18 protein-coding genes are annotated in these 18,972 nt (G+C 56.6%); 10 read left to right on the forward strand and 8 right to left on the reverse strand.

Translation table 11 applies throughout. The features are described from left to right. The first annotated feature begins 6 nt into the window (after positions 1-6). The 3 genes from ruvC to ruvB all read left to right on the forward strand — a co-directional run bounded on the left by ruvC (position 7) and on the right by ruvB (position 2,258). Positions 7-534 (forward strand): crossover junction endodeoxyribonuclease RuvC, encoded by a 528-nt coding sequence (gene ruvC / locus HFD95_RS12120; protein ID WP_003849205.1) that lies wholly within the window; start codon positions 7-9, stop codon positions 532-534. A 96-nt stretch (positions 535-630) separates the two neighbouring features. Beyond that, positions 631-1,245 carry a Holliday junction branch migration protein RuvA gene (gene ruvA / locus HFD95_RS12125; RefSeq protein ID WP_010670803.1) on the forward strand — a complete coding sequence of 205 codons (615 nt, stop codon included), beginning with the start codon at positions 631-633 and terminating at the stop codon, positions 1,243-1,245. A gap of 8 nt (positions 1,246-1,253) precedes the next feature. Continuing rightward, the gene (gene ruvB / locus HFD95_RS12130) at positions 1,254-2,258 is read left to right on the forward strand and encodes a Holliday junction branch migration DNA helicase RuvB (protein WP_010258640.1); all 1,005 of its coding nucleotides are present in this window, start codon (positions 1,254-1,256) and stop codon (positions 2,256-2,258) included. Here the strand turns inward: ruvB and znuB are convergent, their stop codons facing one another. Both znuB and znuC read right to left on the reverse strand, forming a co-directional pair. Beyond that, positions 2,259-3,044 (reverse strand): zinc ABC transporter permease subunit ZnuB, encoded by a 786-nt coding sequence (gene znuB / locus HFD95_RS12135; protein ID WP_010258643.1) that lies wholly within the window; start codon positions 3,042-3,044, stop codon positions 2,259-2,261. After that, positions 3,041-3,796, reverse strand: coding sequence for a zinc ABC transporter ATP-binding protein ZnuC (gene znuC, locus HFD95_RS12140; RefSeq protein WP_022625516.1), 756 nt, complete (start codon positions 3,794-3,796; stop codon positions 3,041-3,043). The genes znuB and znuC overlap by 4 nt, the downstream gene beginning before the upstream one ends. Before the next feature lie 77 nt (positions 3,797-3,873). Here znuC and znuA point away from each other — a divergent pair, with 77 nt between their 5' ends. From znuA to lpxM, 3 genes are all read left to right on the forward strand, one after another. Next, entirely contained in the window at positions 3,874-4,821 is a 948-nt protein-coding gene (gene znuA, locus HFD95_RS12145; protein WP_033757918.1) for a zinc ABC transporter substrate-binding protein ZnuA, read from the forward strand. A gap of 13 nt (positions 4,822-4,834) precedes the next feature. Beyond that, a complete protein-coding gene (gene mepM / locus HFD95_RS12150; RefSeq protein WP_010258653.1) occupies positions 4,835-6,166 on the forward strand; it encodes a murein DD-endopeptidase MepM in 1,332 nt (443 codons plus the stop codon). Between the two features lie 125 nt (positions 6,167-6,291). Next, on the forward strand, positions 6,292-7,266 hold the full coding sequence (lpxM, locus tag HFD95_RS12155) for a lauroyl-Kdo(2)-lipid IV(A) myristoyltransferase (RefSeq protein WP_122888765.1): 975 nt from the start codon (positions 6,292-6,294) through the stop codon (positions 7,264-7,266). A gap of 119 nt (positions 7,267-7,385) precedes the next feature. On the opposite strand, the gene HFD95_RS12160 is transcribed toward lpxM, so the two are convergent. The 3 genes from HFD95_RS12160 to HFD95_RS12170 all read right to left on the reverse strand — a co-directional run bounded on the left by HFD95_RS12160 (position 7,386) and on the right by HFD95_RS12170 (position 11,131). Then, complete coding sequence (locus HFD95_RS12160) at positions 7,386-8,618, reverse strand: MFS transporter (protein WP_022625519.1); 1,233 nt, start codon at positions 8,616-8,618, stop codon at positions 7,386-7,388. Between the two features lie 84 nt (positions 8,619-8,702). Further along, positions 8,703-10,145 (reverse strand): pyruvate kinase, encoded by a 1,443-nt coding sequence (pyk, locus tag HFD95_RS12165; protein WP_010258665.1) that lies wholly within the window; start codon positions 10,143-10,145, stop codon positions 8,703-8,705. A gap of 107 nt (positions 10,146-10,252) precedes the next feature. Beyond that, positions 10,253-11,131: a MurR/RpiR family transcriptional regulator gene (locus tag HFD95_RS12170; protein ID WP_167430293.1), complete on the reverse strand. Its 879-nt coding sequence runs from the start codon at positions 11,129-11,131 to the stop codon at positions 10,253-10,255. 364 nt (positions 11,132-11,495) lie between these two features. Here HFD95_RS12170 and zwf point away from each other — a divergent pair, with 364 nt between their 5' ends. Together zwf and HFD95_RS12180 are read left to right on the forward strand one after the other, a co-directional pair. Beyond that, positions 11,496-12,971 (forward strand): glucose-6-phosphate dehydrogenase, encoded by a 1,476-nt coding sequence (gene zwf, locus HFD95_RS12175; protein ID WP_010258671.1) that lies wholly within the window; start codon positions 11,496-11,498, stop codon positions 12,969-12,971. Between the two features lie 214 nt (positions 12,972-13,185). Next, entirely contained in the window at positions 13,186-13,824 is a 639-nt protein-coding gene (locus tag HFD95_RS12180) for a bifunctional 4-hydroxy-2-oxoglutarate aldolase/2-dehydro-3-deoxy-phosphogluconate aldolase (RefSeq protein WP_033769234.1), read from the forward strand. 34 nt (positions 13,825-13,858) lie between these two features. Here HFD95_RS12180 and purT read toward each other — a convergent pair whose 3' ends face one another. Further along, a complete protein-coding gene (purT, locus tag HFD95_RS12185; RefSeq protein ID WP_010670798.1) occupies positions 13,859-15,037 on the reverse strand; it encodes a formate-dependent phosphoribosylglycinamide formyltransferase in 1,179 nt (392 codons plus the stop codon). Positions 15,038-15,203: 166 nt separating this feature from the next. Between purT and HFD95_RS12190 the strand changes: the two genes are divergently transcribed. Further along, complete coding sequence (locus tag HFD95_RS12190) at positions 15,204-15,860, forward strand: tellurite resistance TerB family protein (protein WP_010258682.1); 657 nt, start codon at positions 15,204-15,206, stop codon at positions 15,858-15,860. 126 nt (positions 15,861-15,986) lie between these two features. Then, the gene (locus HFD95_RS12195; protein ID WP_033769232.1) at positions 15,987-18,050 is read left to right on the forward strand and encodes a prolyl oligopeptidase family serine peptidase; all 2,064 of its coding nucleotides are present in this window, start codon (positions 15,987-15,989) and stop codon (positions 18,048-18,050) included. Here HFD95_RS12195 and exoX read toward each other — a convergent pair. Both exoX and HFD95_RS12205 read right to left on the reverse strand, forming a co-directional pair. Beyond that, positions 18,044-18,715, reverse strand: coding sequence for an exodeoxyribonuclease X (gene exoX, locus HFD95_RS12200; RefSeq protein WP_181955263.1), 672 nt, complete (start codon positions 18,713-18,715; stop codon positions 18,044-18,046). The genes HFD95_RS12195 and exoX overlap by 7 nt on opposite strands. Further along, the gene (locus HFD95_RS12205) at positions 18,712-18,945 is read right to left on the reverse strand and encodes a DNA polymerase III subunit theta (protein WP_010258692.1); all 234 of its coding nucleotides are present in this window, start codon (positions 18,943-18,945) and stop codon (positions 18,712-18,714) included. The genes exoX and HFD95_RS12205 overlap by 4 nt, the downstream gene beginning before the upstream one ends. Positions 18,946-18,972: the final 27 nt, after the last annotated feature.

Here is an 18,972-nt window from a genome sequence, read left to right on the forward strand (position 1 = left end):
GGCGTAATGTCGATTATCCTGGGTATCGATCCCGGCTCACGCATCACCGGTTATGGTGTTATTCGTCAGACTGGCCGCCAGCTCACTTATCTGGGCAGCGGCTGTATCCGCACTAATACCACCGAGTTGCCCGCCCGTCTGAAGCTGATTTATGCGGGCGTCTGTGAAATCATTACGCAGTTTTCACCCGACTTCTTCGCCATTGAGCAGGTGTTCATGGCGAAGAATGCAGACTCCGCACTGAAGCTGGGCCAGGCCCGCGGTGCCGCGATTGTTGCCGCGGTTAACCACGATCTGCCGGTGTTTGAGTATGCCGCCCGTCAGGTTAAACAGACCGTGGTTGGCATCGGCAGCGCCGAGAAAAGTCAGGTGCAGCACATGGTGCGAACCCTGCTGAAGTTGCCGGCGAACCCACAGGCAGATGCCGCCGATGCGCTGGCAATTGCCATTACGCACTGTCATGTGGCTCAGAATGCGGCTCGCATGAGTGACAGCAAGCTGGTGCTGACGCGCGGACGGTTACGCTCAGGTTAGCCGTCATCGCTCAGGTCGCACTCACAGGCTGGATATTCATCCAGCCTTTTTTATGTTATAAAATCCGCCACATTCGTTAGTTAAGGAAGCGTTCAGGTGATAGGTCGTTTACGGGGCAATATTCTGGAAAAGCAGCCGCCACTGGTGCTGCTTGAGGCACACGGCGTCGGCTATGAAATTTATATGCCCATGACCTGTTTTTATGAGTTGCCTGAACTTCAGCACGAAGCGGTGATTTTTACCCACTTTGTGGTGCGTGAAGATGCGCAGCTGCTGTTTGGTTTTAACAGCAAGCAGGAGCGCGCGCTGTTTCGCGAACTGATTAAAGTGAATGGCGTAGGACCTAAGCTGGCGCTGGCGATCCTCTCCGGCATGTCGGCGCAGCAGTTTGTGACCGCTGTTGAGAAAGAGGAGATCGCGTCACTGGTGAAACTGCCAGGCGTGGGCAAAAAGACGGCTGAGCGTCTGGTGGTCGAGATGAAGGACCGCTTCAAAGGAATGCACGGCGACCTGTTTGGCGGCGATTCTGCCTTTACGCTGACCACGCCGAGCGCCGAGCCGGAAACCAATGATGCGGAAGCCGAAGCGGTTGCAGCGCTGGTATCACTGGGTTATAAACCGCAGGAAGCGAGCCGTATGATCAGTAAAGTCGGTCGACCGGATGCGGATTGCGAAACCCTGATCCGCGAAGCGCTACGCGCCGCCATTTGAGGTAAGTCATGATAGAAGCCGACCGCCTGATCTCCGCTGCCAGTATCAGCGAAGAAGAGGTTATTGACCGCGCTATTCGCCCGAAGATGCTGACCGAGTATGTCGGTCAGCCGCAGGTGCGAGAGCAGATGGAGATTTTCATCAAGGCAGCGCAACTGCGCGGCGATGCGCTCGATCATCTGCTGATCTTCGGTCCGCCGGGACTGGGTAAAACCACCCTGGCGAACATCGTGGCCAACGAGATGGGCGTTAATCTTCGCACTACTTCAGGTCCGGTGCTGGAAAAGGCGGGCGACCTGGCGGCGATGCTGACCAACCTTGAACCGCATGACGTCCTGTTTATCGATGAAATCCATCGCCTCTCACCGGTGGTGGAAGAGATACTCTACCCGGCGATGGAAGATTATCAGCTGGATATCATGATCGGCGAAGGCCCGGCTGCGCGCTCAATCAAGCTCGATCTGCCGCCGTTTACCCTGATTGGTGCCACCACGCGTGCTGGCTCGCTGACCTCGCCGCTGCGCGATCGTTTCGGCATTGTGCAGCGGCTTGAGTTCTACCAGGTTAAAGATTTGCAGCACATCGTAGGCCGCAGCGCCGCCTGTCTGGGTCTGGCGCTGAGTGACGAAGGGGCGTTAGAAATTGCCCGTCGCGCCCGCGGCACACCGCGTATCGCCAACCGCCTGCTGCGCCGCGTTCGTGACTTCGCCGAAGTGCGGGCAAATGGTGACCTGAGCGGTGAAGTCTCCTGCAGCGCGCTGGATATGCTTAACGTAGACAGCGAAGGGTTCGATTATATGGACCGTAAACTGCTGCTGGCAATCATCGACAAATTTATGGGTGGGCCGGTGGGGCTGGATAACCTGGCTGCTGCCATTGGTGAAGAGCGCGAAACCATCGAAGATGTGATTGAACCCTTCCTGATTCAGCAGGGCTTCATTCAGCGCACACCGCGTGGCCGGATGGCCACGCAGCACGCTTATCGTCACTTCGGCATCACGCGCGAAGAGTAACTAGACTGCTGGTTTCCGGACCATACTGAAAATAAACAGGATGGCGGCGCAGAGCACCACTGACGGCCCGGCAGGCGTGTCGTAGAAGGCGGAGAAGGTCAGGCCGCCGGTGACGGCAATCACCCCGATGACTACGGCGACGGCCGCCATGCCTTCCGGTGAACGCACAAAGCGACGAGCGGTCGCAGCGGGGATAATCAGCAGTGAGGTGATGATCAGCGCACCCACGAACTTCATCGCCACCCCAATCGTCAGCGCCGTGACCAGCATCAGGATCAGACGGGTACGCTGGATATTGACGCCATCCACCTGTGCCAGTTCCGGGCTGATGGTCATCGACAGCAGCGACCGCCACTGCCACGCCATCACCAGCAGCACGATCACCACGCCGCCACCCATCATCCAGAGATCGTCTGGCGTCACCGCCAGCAGATCGCCAAACAGATAAGCCATCAGATCGACGCGAACGTTCTTCATCAGGCTGACCACCACCAGGCCCAGCGACAGCGCGCTGTGCGCCATAATCCCCAGCAGGGTATCGATAGCCAGATGTGGACGACGCTCCAGCCAGACCAGTCCCAGCGCCAGGCAGACCGTGACCAGAATCACCGCGTAGTAAGGATTCACGTTAAACAGCAGGCCAAATGCCACGCCAAGCAGAGAGGCATGCGCCAGGGTATCGCCGAAATAGGACATCTTGCGCCAGACAACAAACGATCCCAGCGGACCGGCAGCCAGCGCTAACATCACACCGCCTATCCAGCCCGGTAATAACAACTCAATCATGATGGACCCTGTCCTTTGCGTAAAACGATACGTCCCTGAAGGTCGTGACGGTGATTATGATGATGACGATAAATCGCCAGCTCCTCCGCGCCGCGCGGACCAAACATGGCGATAAATTCCGGATGCTGCGATACCGCTTCCGGGGTGCCGGAACAACAGATGTGATGGTTAAGGCAGAGCACTTCGTCGGTTTTGGCCATCACCAGATGCAGATCGTGGGAGACCATCAGTACGCCGCAGTTCAGTTCAACGCGTAACTGATTGATAAGGTCATAGAGTGACACCTGACCATTCACATCCACACCCTGGGTAGGCTCATCGAGTACCAGCAACTGAGGCTGATTCAGCAGGGCGCGCGCCAGCAGCACACGCTGGGTTTCACCACCGGAAAGCTTTTGCAGCGGGGCGTTGAGCAGGTGACCCGCCTGCACGCGTTTGAGTGCCGGCAGGATCTCGGCGTTTTTGCTGCCACGGGTCAGACGCATAAAGCGTTCAACCGTCACCGGCAGGGTCGGGTCGATGTGCAGCTTCTGTGGCACATAGCCAATTCGCAGGCCGGGATCACGCTTAACGCTACCGGTGGTGGGAGCGAGCAGTCCCAGCACCACACGCACCAGCGTTGATTTTCCGGCACCGTTAGGACCCAGCAGGGTGAGGATGCGGCCAGGCTGCAGTGCCAGGCTGACACCGGATAACACATTGCGCTGGTTAAACTTTATCGAAACATTATCGAGTGTGACAAGTGAGGTCATAGTATTTACAGGTTGCACAGAATTTCGAATGTTATAATATCACATTCCACCTCATGGTCACGATGGAATGACGCAATATGTTACATAATAAAAAGGGCGCAATTTTCGCCTTAACTGCTTTCTCCGTTACAGCTTCGTTAACCCTTCCAGCTCAGGCGAATGTCGTGGCTTCACTCAAACCGGTAGGGTTTATTGCTGCGGCCATTGCCGATGGTGTCACACCGGTTGACGTTCTGCTACCGGACGGTGCCTCTGAACACGACTATTCCCTGCGGCCCTCAGATGCAAAACGCTTAAAAAACGCGGACTTAGTTGTATGGGTCGGGCCTGAAATGGAAGCCTTTATGGCGAAGTCTGCGGCTGAACTTCCGGCCCAAAAAAACCTCGCGATGGTGAACATCGACGGGGTAAAACCGTTATTGATTAGCGGTGGTGAAGATGAAGATGAACACACAGCGGAAAAATCCGAAGAACAGGAGGCCGATGCCCATCACCATCATCACGGCGAGTTTAATATGCACCTGTGGTTGTCGCCAGAGATTGCGCGCAAGACCGCGGTTGCAATCCATGGAAAATTATTGGAACTTATGCCGCAAGATAAAGCCAAACTTGACGCCAACCTCCAGCAGTTTGAGGTAGCTTTGGCGGACACGGACAAACGCGTTAGCGCACAACTCGCTCCGGTCAGAAATAAAGGATATTTCGTTTTTCACGACGCTTACACGTACTTTGAAAAACAATACGGTCTCTCGCCCACCGGGCACTTTACCGTCAATCCTGAAATTCAACCGGGCGCTCAGCGTTTACATCAGATACGAACACAGTTGGTTGAGCAAAAGGCGGTCTGCGTCTTTGCTGAGCCACAATTCAGGCCAGCAGTCATCGATGCTGTCGCCCGCGGAACGCAGGTGCGTAAAGGCACGCTCGATCCCCTGGGAACAGACATCAGCTTAGCCAAAGACAGCTATGTGAAATTCCTCTCACAACTGTCGAGCCAGTATGAAAGCTGCCTGAATGGAGCATGAGGAATAGGTAAAAGTGCAGCAGATAGCCCGCTCTGTCGCCCTCGCATTTAATAATTTGCCGCGCCCCCACCGCGTAATGCTGGGTTCTTTAACTGTAGTCACTCTGGCCGTCGCTGTCTGGCGGCCTTACGTTTATCATCCTTCGGATGATGTGACGCCCATCGTCAAAAACATTGAACTGGATAAGAACACCTTCCGCACGCTGTTGCCGGAAGCCAGTGAGCCTATCGATCAGAGCACACCGGAACCGGAAGAAGAATTGCCTGCGGACGATGTGGACACTGACGTGCCCGAAACGGCCGGTGTTCACGACTACACCGTTTCATCCGGCGATACCCTGAGCAGTGCCCTGAATCAGTATGGCATCGACATCAGTGACATTAATGCGCTGGTGATGAGCGACCGCGATCTGCGTAATCTGCAGGTTGGTCAGCAGCTGAGCTGGACGCTGGATGATGATGGCGGCCTGAAAACCCTGAGCTGGGAAATTTCCCGCCGTGAAACCCGCACCTATGAGCGCACCCCTAAAGGTGGCTTTAAGATGGATGCGGAGATGCAGAAGGGCGAATGGCGCAACAGCGTGATGCAGGGCGAAGTACGCGGCAGTTTTGCCGCCAGCGCCCAGCGTGCCGGGCTGAGCAGTGCCGAAGCCAGCGCCGTAATCAAAGCGCTGCAGTGGCAGATGGACTTCCGTAAGCTGCGTGCAGGTGATCAGTTCAGTGTACTGATGTCACGCGAAATGCTGGATGGCAAGAGTGCGCAAAGTCAGTTGCTGGGTGTGCGCCTGCGCAGCGGGGGTAAAGACTATTACGCTTTCCGCGCCGAAGATGGCAAGTTCTACGATCGCAGCGGCTCCGGTCTGGCGCGCGGCTTTATGCGCTTCCCGACGGTTAAGCAGTATCGTGTCTCCTCTAACTTTAATCCGCGTCGTCTCAACCCGGTTACCGGCCGCATTGCGCCTCATAAAGGCGTCGACTTTGCGCTGCCGATCGGTACGCCGGTGCTGGCAGTGGGTGATGGTGAAATAGTGGTGGCGAAGAACGGCGGTGCCGCGGGTAACTATGTCGCGATTCGTCATGGCCGTCAGTATATGACGCGCTATATGCACATGAAGAAAGTGCTGGTGAAGCCAGGCCAGAAAGTGAAGCGTGGTGACCGTATTGGACTGTCAGGCAACACCGGACGTTCCACCGGGCCGCATCTGCATTTCGAAATCTGGATCAATAATCAGGCGGTCAACCCCTTAACGGCGAAACTGCCGCGTATGGAAGGCCTGACCGGTAAAGATCGCAGCGATTACATGGCACAGGTTAAATCCTGGTTGCCTCAGCTGGGTCTGAAGTAAGCGAATCTCGTTAAATCGCGCAAAAACCGACGGGTTCCCCGTCGGTTTTTTGCTATCTGGCGCAGGATGATTGCAAATTTTCAGGTCGTCACTATCATTAGCCGGTCATTGCTTGAGGCGAGTGCATGGAAACCCGTAAAAAAAATAACACTGAATTTATTCCCGTTTTTGAACGTTCTTTTCTCAAACCTAAATACTGGGGCAGCTGGCTGGCAATTGGTGCGTTGGCGGGTCTGGCGTATTTACCGCCGAAAGTGCGCGATCCGCTGCTGGGTCGGTTAGGCAAATTCGCCGGTAAGCTGGCAAAGGGCGCACGTCGCCGTGCGCTGATTAACCTCTATTACTGTCTGCCGGAACTCAGCGAGGCGCAGCGTGCAACGCTGGTCGATGAGATGTTTGCGACGGCACCGCAGGCGATGGCAATGATGACCGAGCTGGTGCTGCGCGATCCGGCGAGTATCCGTGAACGTGTAGAGTGGCATGGTCGTGACATTATCGACCAGATGAAAGCGGACCAGCAGAATGTGATTTTCCTGGTGCCACACGGCTGGGCGGTGGATATTCCTGCCATGCTGCTGGCGTCAGAAGGGCAAAAGATGGCGGCAATGTTCCATAACCAGAGCGATCCGCTGATGGACTATGCGTGGAACACCGCACGCCGCGGTTATGGCGGACGGCTTCATGCCCGCAACGACGGCATTAAACCCTTTATCAGTTCGATCCGTCAGGGCTACTGGGGCTACTACCTGCCCGATCAGGATCATGGCCCGGAGCACAGCGAGTTCGTCGATTTCTTTGCCACCTATAAAGCGACGCTGCCTGCGGTAGGGCGACTGATGAAAGTCTGCCGCGCTCGTGTGGTGCCGCTGTTTCCGGTTTATAACAGCGAAACGCACAAGCTTGAGATTTATGTGCGTCCGCCGATGGACGATCTGCTGGAAGCTGACGATCACCAGTTGGCTCGCCGGATGAATGAAGAAGTGGAAGTGTTTGTCCGCCCGCATCCCGAGCAGTACACCTGGATCCTCAAGCTGCTGAAGACCCGCAAAGAGGGTGACATCGAGCCCTATTCGCGCAAAGATCTCTATCCGCGCAAATAGCAAAAAGGCCGCGAAAACGGCCTTTTCTTATCTCCTAATCACTGGCTACAGGTGTGTGCTCCCTTGCTTTGAGCTTCTGAGCTGCCTGCTCAGGACACACCTGTGGCTGGGCTGCCTTTTTATAACGCCTCCAGCCTGCTGCGACGTTTACGCTCGCGCATAAACAGGATCACCAGGCCAAACCAGAGCACGCCGCTGATAAAGTTGACCAGGCAGAACCACAGCGTGCCGCCGCTGAAGTAGCCGCTTTTCGCCAGCTCAATTCCCACCGCCAGCGTCATAATACTGATCATTCCCAGCATCGCTGCCACGCTGCCTTTGCCTTCGTTGCTGGCGTAGAGCGTCAGGCGATACAGTCCGGCATTGACCATGCCCGCGCCAAAGGCGTAGAGACTCAGGCCAGCGGTTATCAGCAGATAACCGTGGCTGTTCATCAGGCTCGCCACCAGCGCCAGGCTCAGACCAATCAGAATCGGCCAGGCGGCGAACTTCACCGGCTGTTCAATCGGCACGCGTCCCGCCAGCTTACTCAGCGTCAGGTTACCGGCGATCATCGCCAGAAACACCGGCAGCTGCAACAGGGCGTACTGCATGCGTGACAGACCTTCGTCGTGCATCAGGATTACCGGCGAAAGGGCAACCCAGGTGAGGATCGGGATAAACACCAGCCCGATAGCGAAGGAACCAAACATCACCAGCCGGTCTTTCATCAGCCGGCCATAGTTGCGTGCCAGATTGGGCAGGGCGATGGAATGACTGCGGTCACCTGCGGTTTCGGGCATCACACGCCACAGCACCACAAAGGCGACCAGGCTGCAGGCGGCAAACAGCCAGAACATGCTGCGCCAGCTGCCAATGGTGAGCCAGGCTGCACCGGCAAGCGGACCCGCCAGCGGAGCCAGCAGCGCCACGTTGGCCATCAGCGCCATCATGCGCACCGCCAGCGCCTCATCGAAGGCTTCCTGAATTGCGGCATAGCCGACCGCGCCGATAAAGCAGAGGCTGATGCCCTGAATAAAGCGCAGGCTGACAAATTCTTCAATCGAGCTGACCCAGTGCATCAGCATGCAGGCGACGGCAAAAAACAGGATGCCGAAGAGCATTACCGGTCGCCGGCCAAACTTATCAGAGAGAGGGCCCAGCAGCCATTGCAGCACCACGCCGCCAATCAGGTAGGCGGTCAGTGAGGTGGAGACCCATTCAGGGCCGACGGAAAATTCGCTGGTGACGATCAGCATGCCAGGCTGGATCATGTCATGAGCAATATAGGTGGCAAACTCGAACAGCACTAACGCCAGAGGAAAGAGTAAAATTCGGCCGGTAAGCTGGCTGATGGGGTGGAAACGGGCCATCTGGCCTCCTTGTCAGAAAAGAAAACGCGACTGCCAGGCAGTCGCGTCGTTTATTCTACACCGACAATGTAAACCCGGGCTCAATTAATCCACGCGCAGCACACGTGTGGTATTGGTGGTGCCGGTGGCGCCCATCACATCGCCCTGCGTCACAATGACCAGATCGCCAGAGACCAGGAAGCCTTTGTCGCGCAGCAGGTTAACCGCATCGTGTGCAGCAGCCACACCGTCGTTATTGCTGTCGAAGAACACCGGCGTTACGCCGCGATAGAGCGCGGTGAGATTCAGTGTGCGTTCATGGCGTGACATGGCAAAAATCGGCAGGCCTGAGGTGATACGTGAGGTCATCAGCGGGGTACGGCCCGACTCGGTCATGGTGATGATCGCGGTGACGCCCTGCAGGTGGTTCGCGGCGTACATGGATGACATAGCAATCGCTTCTTCGACATTGTCGAACTGCACGTCCAGACGATGCTTGGAGACGTTGACGCTCGGGATCTTCTCCGCGCCCAGGCAGACCTTCGCCATCGCGGAGACAGTTTCAGCCGGATACTGACCCGCTGCGGTTTCCGCAGAGAGCATCACGGCATCGGTGCCATCCAGCACGGCGTTCGCCACGTCCATCACTTCTGCGCGGGTCGGCATCGGGTTAGTGATCATCGACTCCATCATCTGCGTCGCGGTAATGATGGTGCGGTTAAGCTGGCGGGCACGACGAATCAATGCTTTCTGAATGCCGACCAGTTCCGGATCGCCAATCTCAACGCCCAGATCGCCACGCGCCACCATCACTACATCAGAGGCCAGAATGATGTCATCCATCGCTTCCTGGCTGGCGACCGCTTCGGCACGTTCCACTTTTGCGACCAGTTTGGCGTCACAACCCGCTTCGCGCGCCAGACGACGTGCCAGATTCATATCTTCGCCACAGCGTGGGAAAGAGACGGCCAGATAGTCGACGCGGATTTTGGCGGCAGTGATGATATCCGCTTTATCTTTTTCGGTCAGCGCTTCAGCTGAGAGTCCGCCGCCCAGTTTGTTAATGCCTTTGTTGTTCGACAGCGGGCCACCCACGGTGACTTCTGTGAACACTTTCATGTCCTGAACTTCCAGCACTTTCAGCTGCACGCGGCCATCATCCAGCAGCAGGATATCGCCCGGCACCACATCTGCCGGCAGGCCTTTGTAGTCGATACCGACGCGTTCTTTATCGCCTTCGCCTTTACCCAGATTGGCATCCAGCAGGAAGCGGTCGCCGATATTCAGGAAAACTTTGCCTTCTTTGAAGGTTGAAACACGAATTTTTGGACCCTGGAGGTCACCGAGGATGGCCACGTGGCGACCCAGTTTTGCGGCAATCTCGCGCACTTTATCGGCACGTAGCTGGTGATCTTCTGGCGTGCCGTGAGAGAAGTTGAGTCGTACAACGTTCGCGCCGGCAGCGATGATTTTTTCTAAATTATTATCACGATCGGTGGCCGGGCCGAGGGTTGTAACGATTTTGGTTCTTCTGAGACGTCTTGACATCGAGGACTCCGTAAACATTTAAGCGTGCCCTGGTCTGTGGACACAGCATGGTTATCTATTCTATATGATCGACGGGTTGTGATACGACTCACATTGTAAATGTGATGTTAATTTTTTTGCTGATCATCCTTTTCCCGAATGGTGTGCTTTTCGTAACGCGACGCTTTCAACGCCTCTTTCACGCGTTTCAGGTTTTCCCGGAAGGGCGCACCCCGTTCCAGAGTGAAACCGGTCGCCAACACATCGATCACGGTCAACTGCGCCAGGCGCGATACCATCGGCAAATAGATATCCGTATCTTCCGGTACATCAAGCACTAAAGCTATCGCTGCTTCATGGGCAAGGGGAGAATCGGCAGAGGTGATGGCTATAACGGTGGAACCGTTTACACGGGCCAGGCGAGCCAGTTCTACCATATTTTTTGTGCGTCCAGTATGCGAAATGAGAACAAAAACGTCACCGGCTCGACTATTTATGCAACTCATGCGCTGGATCACAATATCGTCTGACCAGATGACCGGCAGATTAAAGCGCAGAAATTTGGTAAAGGCGTCATGTGCTACCACAGCGGAAGCCCCCAGCCCGAAAAAGGCGAGTTTGTCAGCCTGAGTAAGCAGGGTGACGGCCTGCTGCAGTTGGGCGCTATCCAGCTGATCCCGCACCCGCTGCAGCCCTGCCAGCGCCGAGTCAAAGATTTTGTGGCTGTAGTTCTCCACACTGTCATCGTCCTCCACGCCCCGGCTGACCCAGTTGCTGCTTTTCACCAGGCTCTGCGCCAGTTGCAGCTTAAAGTCGGGAAAGCCGCGCGCGCCCAGTCGATGACAGAAGCGATTTACCGTGGGTTCGCTGACGCACGCTTCGCGCGCCAGGGTCGCAATGCTGGAGTGCATCGCCGCCTGCGGCGCAGCCAGAATCTGCCGGGCGACTTTCTGTTCCGCATTGCTGAGCGCGGCAAACTGCGCGTCAATTTTTTCCAGCATATTCATAAGCCGATGACCATAATCACTTTTACCAATTTCAATTATCCCTGTCGTCAGAGTCGATTAACAGAGACTATATCGTGTCAGCACCTGCCAGGCGCAACGGCGGACAAGTCGATTGCCCTTTTTTTTGGGATACTTTGACCGGTGCCTGATTTTCCTGACACCAACAGACACAGAAAAAACCGGCAATCCGCACGTGTCATCACACGCGCTTAGCACATCCGGTACAGAGTTAATGCGGTTAACCCGGCGAGTCGGTTTACCTGGCGCGGGGAAAAAAGTACATTGTGCTCAAAGAAAATAATAACCTGGACCCGGTGGCAGAGGATGCATCACCACCGGACTATCCTGCAACGAGGAGAGGAAAATGGCGGTAACACAAACAGCCCAGGCATGCGATCTGGTGATTTTCGGTGCCAAAGGCGATCTTGCACGCCGTAAACTGTTGCCTTCACTGTACCAGTTAGAGAAAGCGGGGCAGATCCACGAGGAAACCCGCATTATTGGTGTCGGCCGTGCCGAGTGGGATAAAGCGGAATACACCAAAGTGGTACGTGAAGCGCTGGAAACCTTCATGAAGGAGAAGATTGACGAAGCGCTGTGGGACAAACTCAGCAATCGTCTCGACTTCTGCAACCTCGATGTCAACGACACCACGCACTTCCCGAAACTGGGCAAGATGCTGGACCAGAAAAATCGCACCACCATCAACTACTTCGCCATGCCACCCAGCACCTTTGGCGCCATCTGTCAGGGTCTGGGCACCGCGAAGCTGAATGCTAAACCGGCGCGCGTAGTGATGGAGAAGCCGCTGGGCACCTCACTGGAAACCTCGCAGGAGATCAACGACAGCGTTGGTGAGTACTTTGATGAGAGCCAGGTATTCCGTATTGACCACTATCTCGGCAAAGAGACGGTGCTTAACCTGCTGGCGCTGCGCTTTGCCAACTCTATCTTCGTGAATAACTGGGATAACCGCACCATCGACCACGTCCAGATTACCGTGGCCGAAGAAGTGGGTATCGAAGGCCGCTGGGGTTACTTCGATAAAGCGGGCCAGATGCGCGACATGATCCAGAACCACCTGCTGCAGATTCTGACCATGATCGCCATGTCGCCGCCGTCCGATCTCAGCGCCGACAGCATCCGTGACGAAAAAGTTAAAGTGCTGCGCTCGCTGCGCCGCATTGATCAGACCAACGTGCGTGAGAAAACCGTTCGCGGCCAGTACACCGCTGGCTTTGTGCAGGGCAAAAAAGTGCCGGGCTACCTGGAAGAAGAGGGTGCCAATAAGTCGAGCGCCACAGAGACCTTCGTGGCAATTCGTGTCGATATCGACAACTGGCGCTGGGCGGGTGTGCCGTTCTACCTGCGCACCGGTAAGCGTTTGCCGACCAAGTGTTCAGAAGTCGTGGTCTACTTCAAAAACCCGGAAATGAACCTGTTTAAAGACTCCTACTCAGAGCTGCCGCAGAACAAGCTGACGATTCGTCTGCAGCCGGACGAAGGGGTGGATATCGAGATCCTGAACAAAGTGCCAGGCCTTGATCACAAGCACAAACTGCAGACCACCAAGCTGGATCTGAGCTACTCCGAGACCTTTAACCAGTCGCACCTTGCCGATGCTTACGAGCGTCTGCTGCTGGAGAGCATGCGTGGTATCCAGGCGCTGTTTGTGCGCCGCGATGAAGTTGAAGCCGCATGGACCTATGTTGATTCTATTATCGACGCCTGGGCTGCGGACGGCGACTCTTCCAAGCCGTATCAGGCGGGCACCTGGGGCCCGGTGGCCTCAGTGGCGATGATTACCCGCGATGGCCGCTCGTGGAACGAGTTCGAATAACGGAAGTGATGATGAAGCCCGCAACGCGGGCTTTTTTTTCGCCCTTAATCCGGGCCAGTCAACACGAATAAAATTGAACTGCCGTTTCAAAATGGTCGCAGGATGATAGACGCTCAGGAAGTTGATCATGTATGGTAGTGACGCAATTTACAGGGCAGGAGCCGATGCTCCATGACCGGGTCGCAATCCCGGTGTTATCAAGCAAGGGGAACTGATGAAAAACTGGAAAACGAGTGCAGAACAGATTCTGACCACCGGACCTGTGGTGCCGGTCATCGTTGTGAACAAACTGGAACACGCCGTGCCGATGGCAAAAGCGCTGGTGGCAGGCGGTGTCAGAGTGCTGGAAGTGACGCTGCGCACGCCAGTGGCGATGGATGCCTTACGTGCGATGATTAAAGAAGTGCCGGATGCGATCGTCGGTGCGGGAACGGTGATTAATCCGCAGCAGTTACAGGAAGTGACCGATGCAGGTGCGCAGTTTGTGATCAGCCCTGGTGTCACCGAGTCGCTGCTGAAAGCGGCGGTTGAGGGGTCGGTGCCATTGATTCCCGGCATCAGCACCGTTTCTGAGTTAATGACCGGTATGGACTACGGTCTGCGCGAGTTCAAGTTTTTCCCGGCAGAAGCAAACGGCGGCGTTAAAGCGCTGCAGGCGATTGGCGGACCCTTCCCGCAGGTGCGATTCTGCCCGACCGGCGGCATCTCTCCGGCGAACTACCGTGACTATCTGGCGCTGAAAAGCGTGCTGTGCATCGGCGGTTCCTGGCTGGTGCCCAACGACGCGCTGGAAGCGGGCGACTGGGATCGCATCACCCGCCTGGCACGCGAAGCTGTTGAAGGCGCGAAGTAAGTTATGGCGGTGAGCGTCTGCTCACCGCACACGTTTATCCCTGAACCGTGACCGCTGCTGCGCTGGCAACGGCACGCGCAATCGCCTGATCGGTGCTGTCACCGCTGGCGAGCGCCACGCCCAGCCGACGCTGGCCGCTGATTTCCGGCTTGCCGAACAGGCGCAGTTGCAGACCGGCACCCAGCGCCGCTTCGACATTCACAAACTGCACATTCTGGCTGGTCAGTTGCGGCAGAATAACGGCGGACGCTGACGGACCATACTGGCGAATCGCGCCAATCGGCAGACCGAGAAACGCCCGCACGTGCAGCGCAAACTCTGACAGATCCTGCGAAATCAGCGTCACCATGCCGGTGTCGTGAGGACGCGGAGAAACTTCGCTGAACACCACCTCATCACCGCAGACAAACAGCTCAACGCCAAACAAGCCATAGCCACCCAGCGCCTTAACCACCTGCGCGGCAACATCCTGCGCCCGCTGAAGCGCCACATCACTCATCTGCTGCGGCTGCCAGGATTCACGGTAATCGCCATCCTCCTGACGGTGACCAATTGGCGCACAGAAATGAATGCCATCGACTGCACTGATGGTGAGCAGGGTGATCTCGAAATCGAAGTCGACAACCCCTTCGACAATGACGCGTCCGGCACCCGCGCGGCCACCCTGTTGCGCATAGTCCCAGGCGTTATCGAGCTGGCTGGCATCGCGGATAAAGCTCTGACCTTTGCCGGATGAACTCATTACCGGCTTCACAATGCAGGGAAAGCCGATTTCGGTAGCCGCTTCATCAAAGCGCGCCTTGCTATCGGCAAAGCGATAGCGGGAGGTCGGCAGAGAGAGCTCTTCAGCCGCCAGCCGACGAATGCCTTCGCGGTTCATGGTCAGCCGCGCGGCACGGGCAGTCGGCACCACGCGCTGGCCTTGCTGCTCCAGTTCAACCAGGGTCTCCGTGGCGATGGCTTCGATTTCCGGTACGACAAAATCAGGCTTCTCTTCAGCGATTAGCGCAGCCAGCGCCGCGCCATCCAGCATGTTAATCACATGGCTGCGATGGGCGACGTGCATCGCCGGGGCATCGGCGTAACGATCAACCGCGATCACTTCCACACCCAGACGCTGACACTCCAGCGCCACCTCTTTACCCAGTTCACCTGAACCCAATAGCATCACACGCGTTGCTGCCGGACGCAGCGCTGTTCCGAGAGTCGTCATACATTCACCTAAGCTGTCAAAATTCGCGCGCAAGTATAAACGAAAACGTTTGCGTTCTCATCTTTCGTCCATCTGGCACGACCTTTTGCCTTACTTTTCCCGCTCTGACGTTTCCTGACATCCTTTTCGTCAGGATAGCGGACTGACATCTTAAAAGGAGTGGATGATGAATAACTGGTTGCAACAAATTCAGTCGGTACTGACGAAGAAGGGCGGTGAGGGCAAATCGGGCGGCGGCTTAAGCGACATGCTGGCGCCGGGTGCGCTGGGCGGCCTGGCCGGTATGCTGATTGCCAGTAAATCGTCGCGCAAACTGCTGACAAAATATGGCGGCAAGGCGCTGATTATCGGTGGCGGTGCGGCTGCGGGCGCGGTGTTATGGAACAAATACAAGCAGCGGGTCAGCGAAGCGCACCAGAATGAACCTGACTTTGGCGTGGCGCAGACGCCGGTTAACCTGCGGGCTGAGCGTCTGGTGACGGCGCTGGTGTTTGCCGCCAAAAGCGACGGGCACATTGACGATCAGGAACGGGCAGCGATTGAGCAGAATATTCATCAGTCCGGCTACGGTCAGGAAGCGGAACAGCTGATCCAGAAAGCGATGAACCGCCCGCTGGATCCGCAGTGGCTGGCCGCCGATGTGAAAAACGAGGAAGAGGCGCTTGAGCTCTACTTCCTGAGCTGTGCCGCTATCGACGTTGATCACTTCATGGAGCGCAGCTATCTCTCCGCGCTGGGCGACGCGCTGAAAATCCCCCAGGATGTTCGCGACGGCATTCAGCAGGATCTTGAGGCTGAGAAAGCCCGTTTACCCGCCAGTTAATCCCTCTGATATTACGCTGGCGGGTCACAGGATGTGATCCGCCAGCGGCTGCTTCTCAACCTATACCTGGCTTCCCGCTGCTGAAGTGTTACGCTTACAGATCATTACGTTCACGGAGACGGATGGATGAAAGCACCCATCGCAAAAAAAATACCCCACGAGATGACGCTGCACGGCGAGACGCGCGTTGACGACTACTACTGGCTGCGCGACGACAAGCGCGAAAACAGCGAGGTCCTTGATTACCTGCGTGCCGAAAACAACTACGGCAAAAAAATCATGTCGTCACAACAGCCACTGCAGGACCGGGTATTAAAAGAGATTATCGATCGGCTGCCGCCTGAAGATCACTCAGTGCCCTATGTGAAAAATGGCTACCGTTATCAGAGCCGCTACCAGAGCGGTAACGAATACCCGGCCTATTACCGCCAGCCCGCCGCGAGCGATGAGTCTGGCGAGTGGAGCCTGCTGCTGGATGCCAACCAGCGCGCCTCGCACAGTGATTTCTATACCATGGGCGCGCTGCATATCAGTCCGGATAACCGGGTCATGGCGCTGGCTGAAGATTTCCTGTCTCGCCGGCAATATGGCATCCGCTTCCGTAACCTGGAGAGTGGCAGCTGGTACCCTGAAGTGCTGAGCAACGCCTCTTCCAGCTTCGCGTGGGGTAATGACTCGCGCACCCTCTACTATGTGCGAAAACACCCGCAGACGCTGCTTTCTTATCAGGTGTGGCGACACGAACTGGGTACGCCGCAGTTCGACGACCAGCTGGTCTATGAAGAGCAGGATGATACTTATCATCTCAGCGTACATAAGACCACCTCCAAGCAGTTCATCATGATTGCGCTCTACAGCACCAACACCAGCGAAATTCAGCTGATTGATGCGAACTTCCCCGATGCGCAGCCGCATGTGTTTCTGCCGCGCCGCCGCGATCATGAGTACAGCATCGACCACTACGATCATCAGTTCTTCATTCGATCCAACCGGGAAGGCGAGAACTTCGGGCTGTACCGCAGCCGCTATCTGGACGAGTCACGCTGGGAAACCCTGATCCCGGCACGTGAACAGGTAGTGATGGAAGATTTTCAGCTGTTTCGGGACTGGCTGGTGGTCGAGGAGCGCCAGCGCGGCTTAACCAGCCTGCGGCAGATCAACTGGGCCAGCGGTGAAACCAGCGGCATCGCCTTTGACGACCCGACCTATGTGACCTGGCTGGCCTACAATCCGACGCCGCGTACCAGCAAACTGCGCTACGGCTATTCATCGATGACCACGCCGACCACGCTGTTTGAACTGGATATGGATACCGGCGAACGCCGCATCCTCAAGCAGAGCGCGGTGAAAGGCTTTAACGCGGAAGATTACAAAAGCGAACATCACTGGATCAAAGTCAGCGATGGCACCGAAGTGCCGGTATCGCTGGTCTATCACCGCAAACATTATCAGCCCGGTCAGAATCCGATGCTGGTGTATGGCTACGGTGCCTACGGCAGCAGCATGGATGCCGACTTCAGCGTCAGCCGCCTGAGCCTGCTGGATCGCGGATTTGTCTATGCGCTGATACAGGTGCGCGGCGGCGGTGAGCTGGGGCAGCAATGGTATGACGGCGGTCGCCTGCTGAACAAAATGAACAGCTTCACCGATTTTATCGATGTCACTAACGCGCTGGTGGCGCGTGGCATCGGACACCCGGAACGACTCTATGCCATGGGCGGTAGCGCGGGTGGCTTGCTCATGGGCGGAGTAATTAACCTGGCACCGCAGCGGTTCCACGGCGTGGTTGCCCAGGTGCCGTTTGTGGATGTGGTGACCACGATGCTGGATGAGTCGATTCCGCTGACCACTGGCGAGTATGACGAGTGGGGCAACCCCAACGATCCTGAGTACTACCGTTATATCCGCCAGTACAGCCCTTATGACAACATCGAGGCGAAAGCCTATCCCCACCTGCTGGTCACCACCGGCCTGCACGATTCGCAGGTGCAGTACTGGGAACCGGCCAAGTGGGTGGCGAAGCTGAGATCGATGAAAACCGACAATAACCTGCTGCTGCTTTGCACCGACATGGATGCGGGGCACGGCGGCAAGTCGGGGCGCTACAAAGCCTATGAAGGGATCGCGATGGAATACACCTTCCTGCTGGGTCTGGCGCAGGGCACCTTACCGCCAGCTCAGGATTACTGAGATTCGGTCAGGTACTTACGCAGCGCCTGCCGCAATGGCGGGCGCAGATCGCTGACGTTATCCAGCATCCACTTCAGATAGCCCGGATCCTTGCGCGCAACCACCGCGATCGCCTGGCCGCGGTATTTGCCAAAGGGCAGAACGTCGTCGCGCTGGGCCGCCGGTTGTGACCGCACAATCATCTCGGAGGCACTCCAGCCGGAGATCTCCATAATACGAATCAGCAGTGCTGCCGTAACATAGCAGTCATAGAGCGCGCGGTGTGCATGCAGGTCGGCGGGCGGCGTGACATCCAGCTTAAGCGAATGACGCAGTGCCTGGTTGCCATATTTAATGCCCGGCCAGAGCTGACGCGCCAGCTGCATGGTGCAGATCCACTCTCCGTACATCTCCGGCAGCATCCGGCGATCAAAACTGGCGTTGTGCGCCACGTAAAAAGCACTGCCGTGATAGCGTGGGATCGCCTCTTCAATGGTCGGCTTACCGGCGACCATTGCTTCGGTGATGCGATGCACGGCCATCGCCTGACGGCTGATAGGGCGGTCGGGCAGGGTGAGATCGCTCATCGGATTCACAATCTGGCCGTTGACCACATCCACGGACGCCACTTCGACCACGCCACCCTGCAGACCGCAGGTTTCGGTATCAATAACGCGAAATATCATTGCTTCATCTTCGGTTCATAAGGAAGGCGCGACAGGCTGAGCGACGCCTGGCGGTAGTGCATCAGACGCTGACGAAACCAGTCACGCAGCGCTTCGGGCTGCTCCTGCGCCACCATTTCGGCGACGATCGGCATGTTATAGCGCTCTTTAAACGCCACACCCGCTGCCGCCAAATCGACATTAATCTTGTCTTTCTCTTCCTGGGACAGCAGGGCAAGGTTATGGCTCATAATATTCTCCTGACGATAGCGGGCAAA

Source organism: Pantoea sp. EKM10T (assembly GCF_011800685.1).
GTDB classification, from domain to species: domain Bacteria; phylum Pseudomonadota; class Gammaproteobacteria; order Enterobacterales; family Enterobacteriaceae; genus Pantoea; species Pantoea agglomerans.

Excerpts from the sequence above, each read along its gene's own strand:
- ruvC (WP_003849205.1), top strand. The coding sequence starts at position 7 with ATGTCGATTATCCTGGGTATCGATCCCGGCTCACGCATCACCGGTTAT.
- ruvB (WP_010258640.1), top strand. The coding sequence starts at position 1,254 with ATGATAGAAGCCGACCGCCTGATCTCCGCTGCCAGTATCAGCGAAGAA.
- znuB (WP_010258643.1), bottom strand. The coding sequence starts at position 3,044 with ATGATTGAGTTGTTATTACCGGGCTGGATAGGCGGTGTGATGTTAGCG.
- znuC (WP_022625516.1), bottom strand. The coding sequence starts at position 3,796 with ATGACCTCACTTGTCACACTCGATAATGTTTCGATAAAGTTTAACCAG.
- znuA (WP_033757918.1), top strand. The coding sequence starts at position 3,874 with ATGTTACATAATAAAAAGGGCGCAATTTTCGCCTTAACTGCTTTCTCC.
- lpxM (WP_122888765.1), top strand. The coding sequence starts at position 6,292 with ATGGAAACCCGTAAAAAAAATAACACTGAATTTATTCCCGTTTTTGAA.
- HFD95_RS12160 (WP_022625519.1), bottom strand. The coding sequence starts at position 8,618 with ATGGCCCGTTTCCACCCCATCAGCCAGCTTACCGGCCGAATTTTACTC.
- pyk (WP_010258665.1), bottom strand. The coding sequence starts at position 10,145 with ATGTCAAGACGTCTCAGAAGAACCAAAATCGTTACAACCCTCGGCCCG.
- HFD95_RS12170 (WP_167430293.1), bottom strand. The coding sequence starts at position 11,131 with ATGAATATGCTGGAAAAAATTGACGCGCAGTTTGCCGCGCTCAGCAAT.
- zwf (WP_010258671.1), top strand. The coding sequence starts at position 11,496 with ATGGCGGTAACACAAACAGCCCAGGCATGCGATCTGGTGATTTTCGGT.
- HFD95_RS12180 (WP_033769234.1), top strand. The coding sequence starts at position 13,186 with ATGAAAAACTGGAAAACGAGTGCAGAACAGATTCTGACCACCGGACCT.
- purT (WP_010670798.1), bottom strand. The coding sequence starts at position 15,037 with ATGACGACTCTCGGAACAGCGCTGCGTCCGGCAGCAACGCGTGTGATG.
- HFD95_RS12190 (WP_010258682.1), top strand. The coding sequence starts at position 15,204 with ATGAATAACTGGTTGCAACAAATTCAGTCGGTACTGACGAAGAAGGGC.
- HFD95_RS12195 (WP_033769232.1), top strand. The coding sequence starts at position 15,987 with ATGAAAGCACCCATCGCAAAAAAAATACCCCACGAGATGACGCTGCAC.
- exoX (WP_181955263.1), bottom strand. The coding sequence starts at position 18,715 with ATGATATTTCGCGTTATTGATACCGAAACCTGCGGTCTGCAGGGTGGC.
- HFD95_RS12205 (WP_010258692.1), bottom strand. The coding sequence starts at position 18,945 with ATGAGCCATAACCTTGCCCTGCTGTCCCAGGAAGAGAAAGACAAGATT.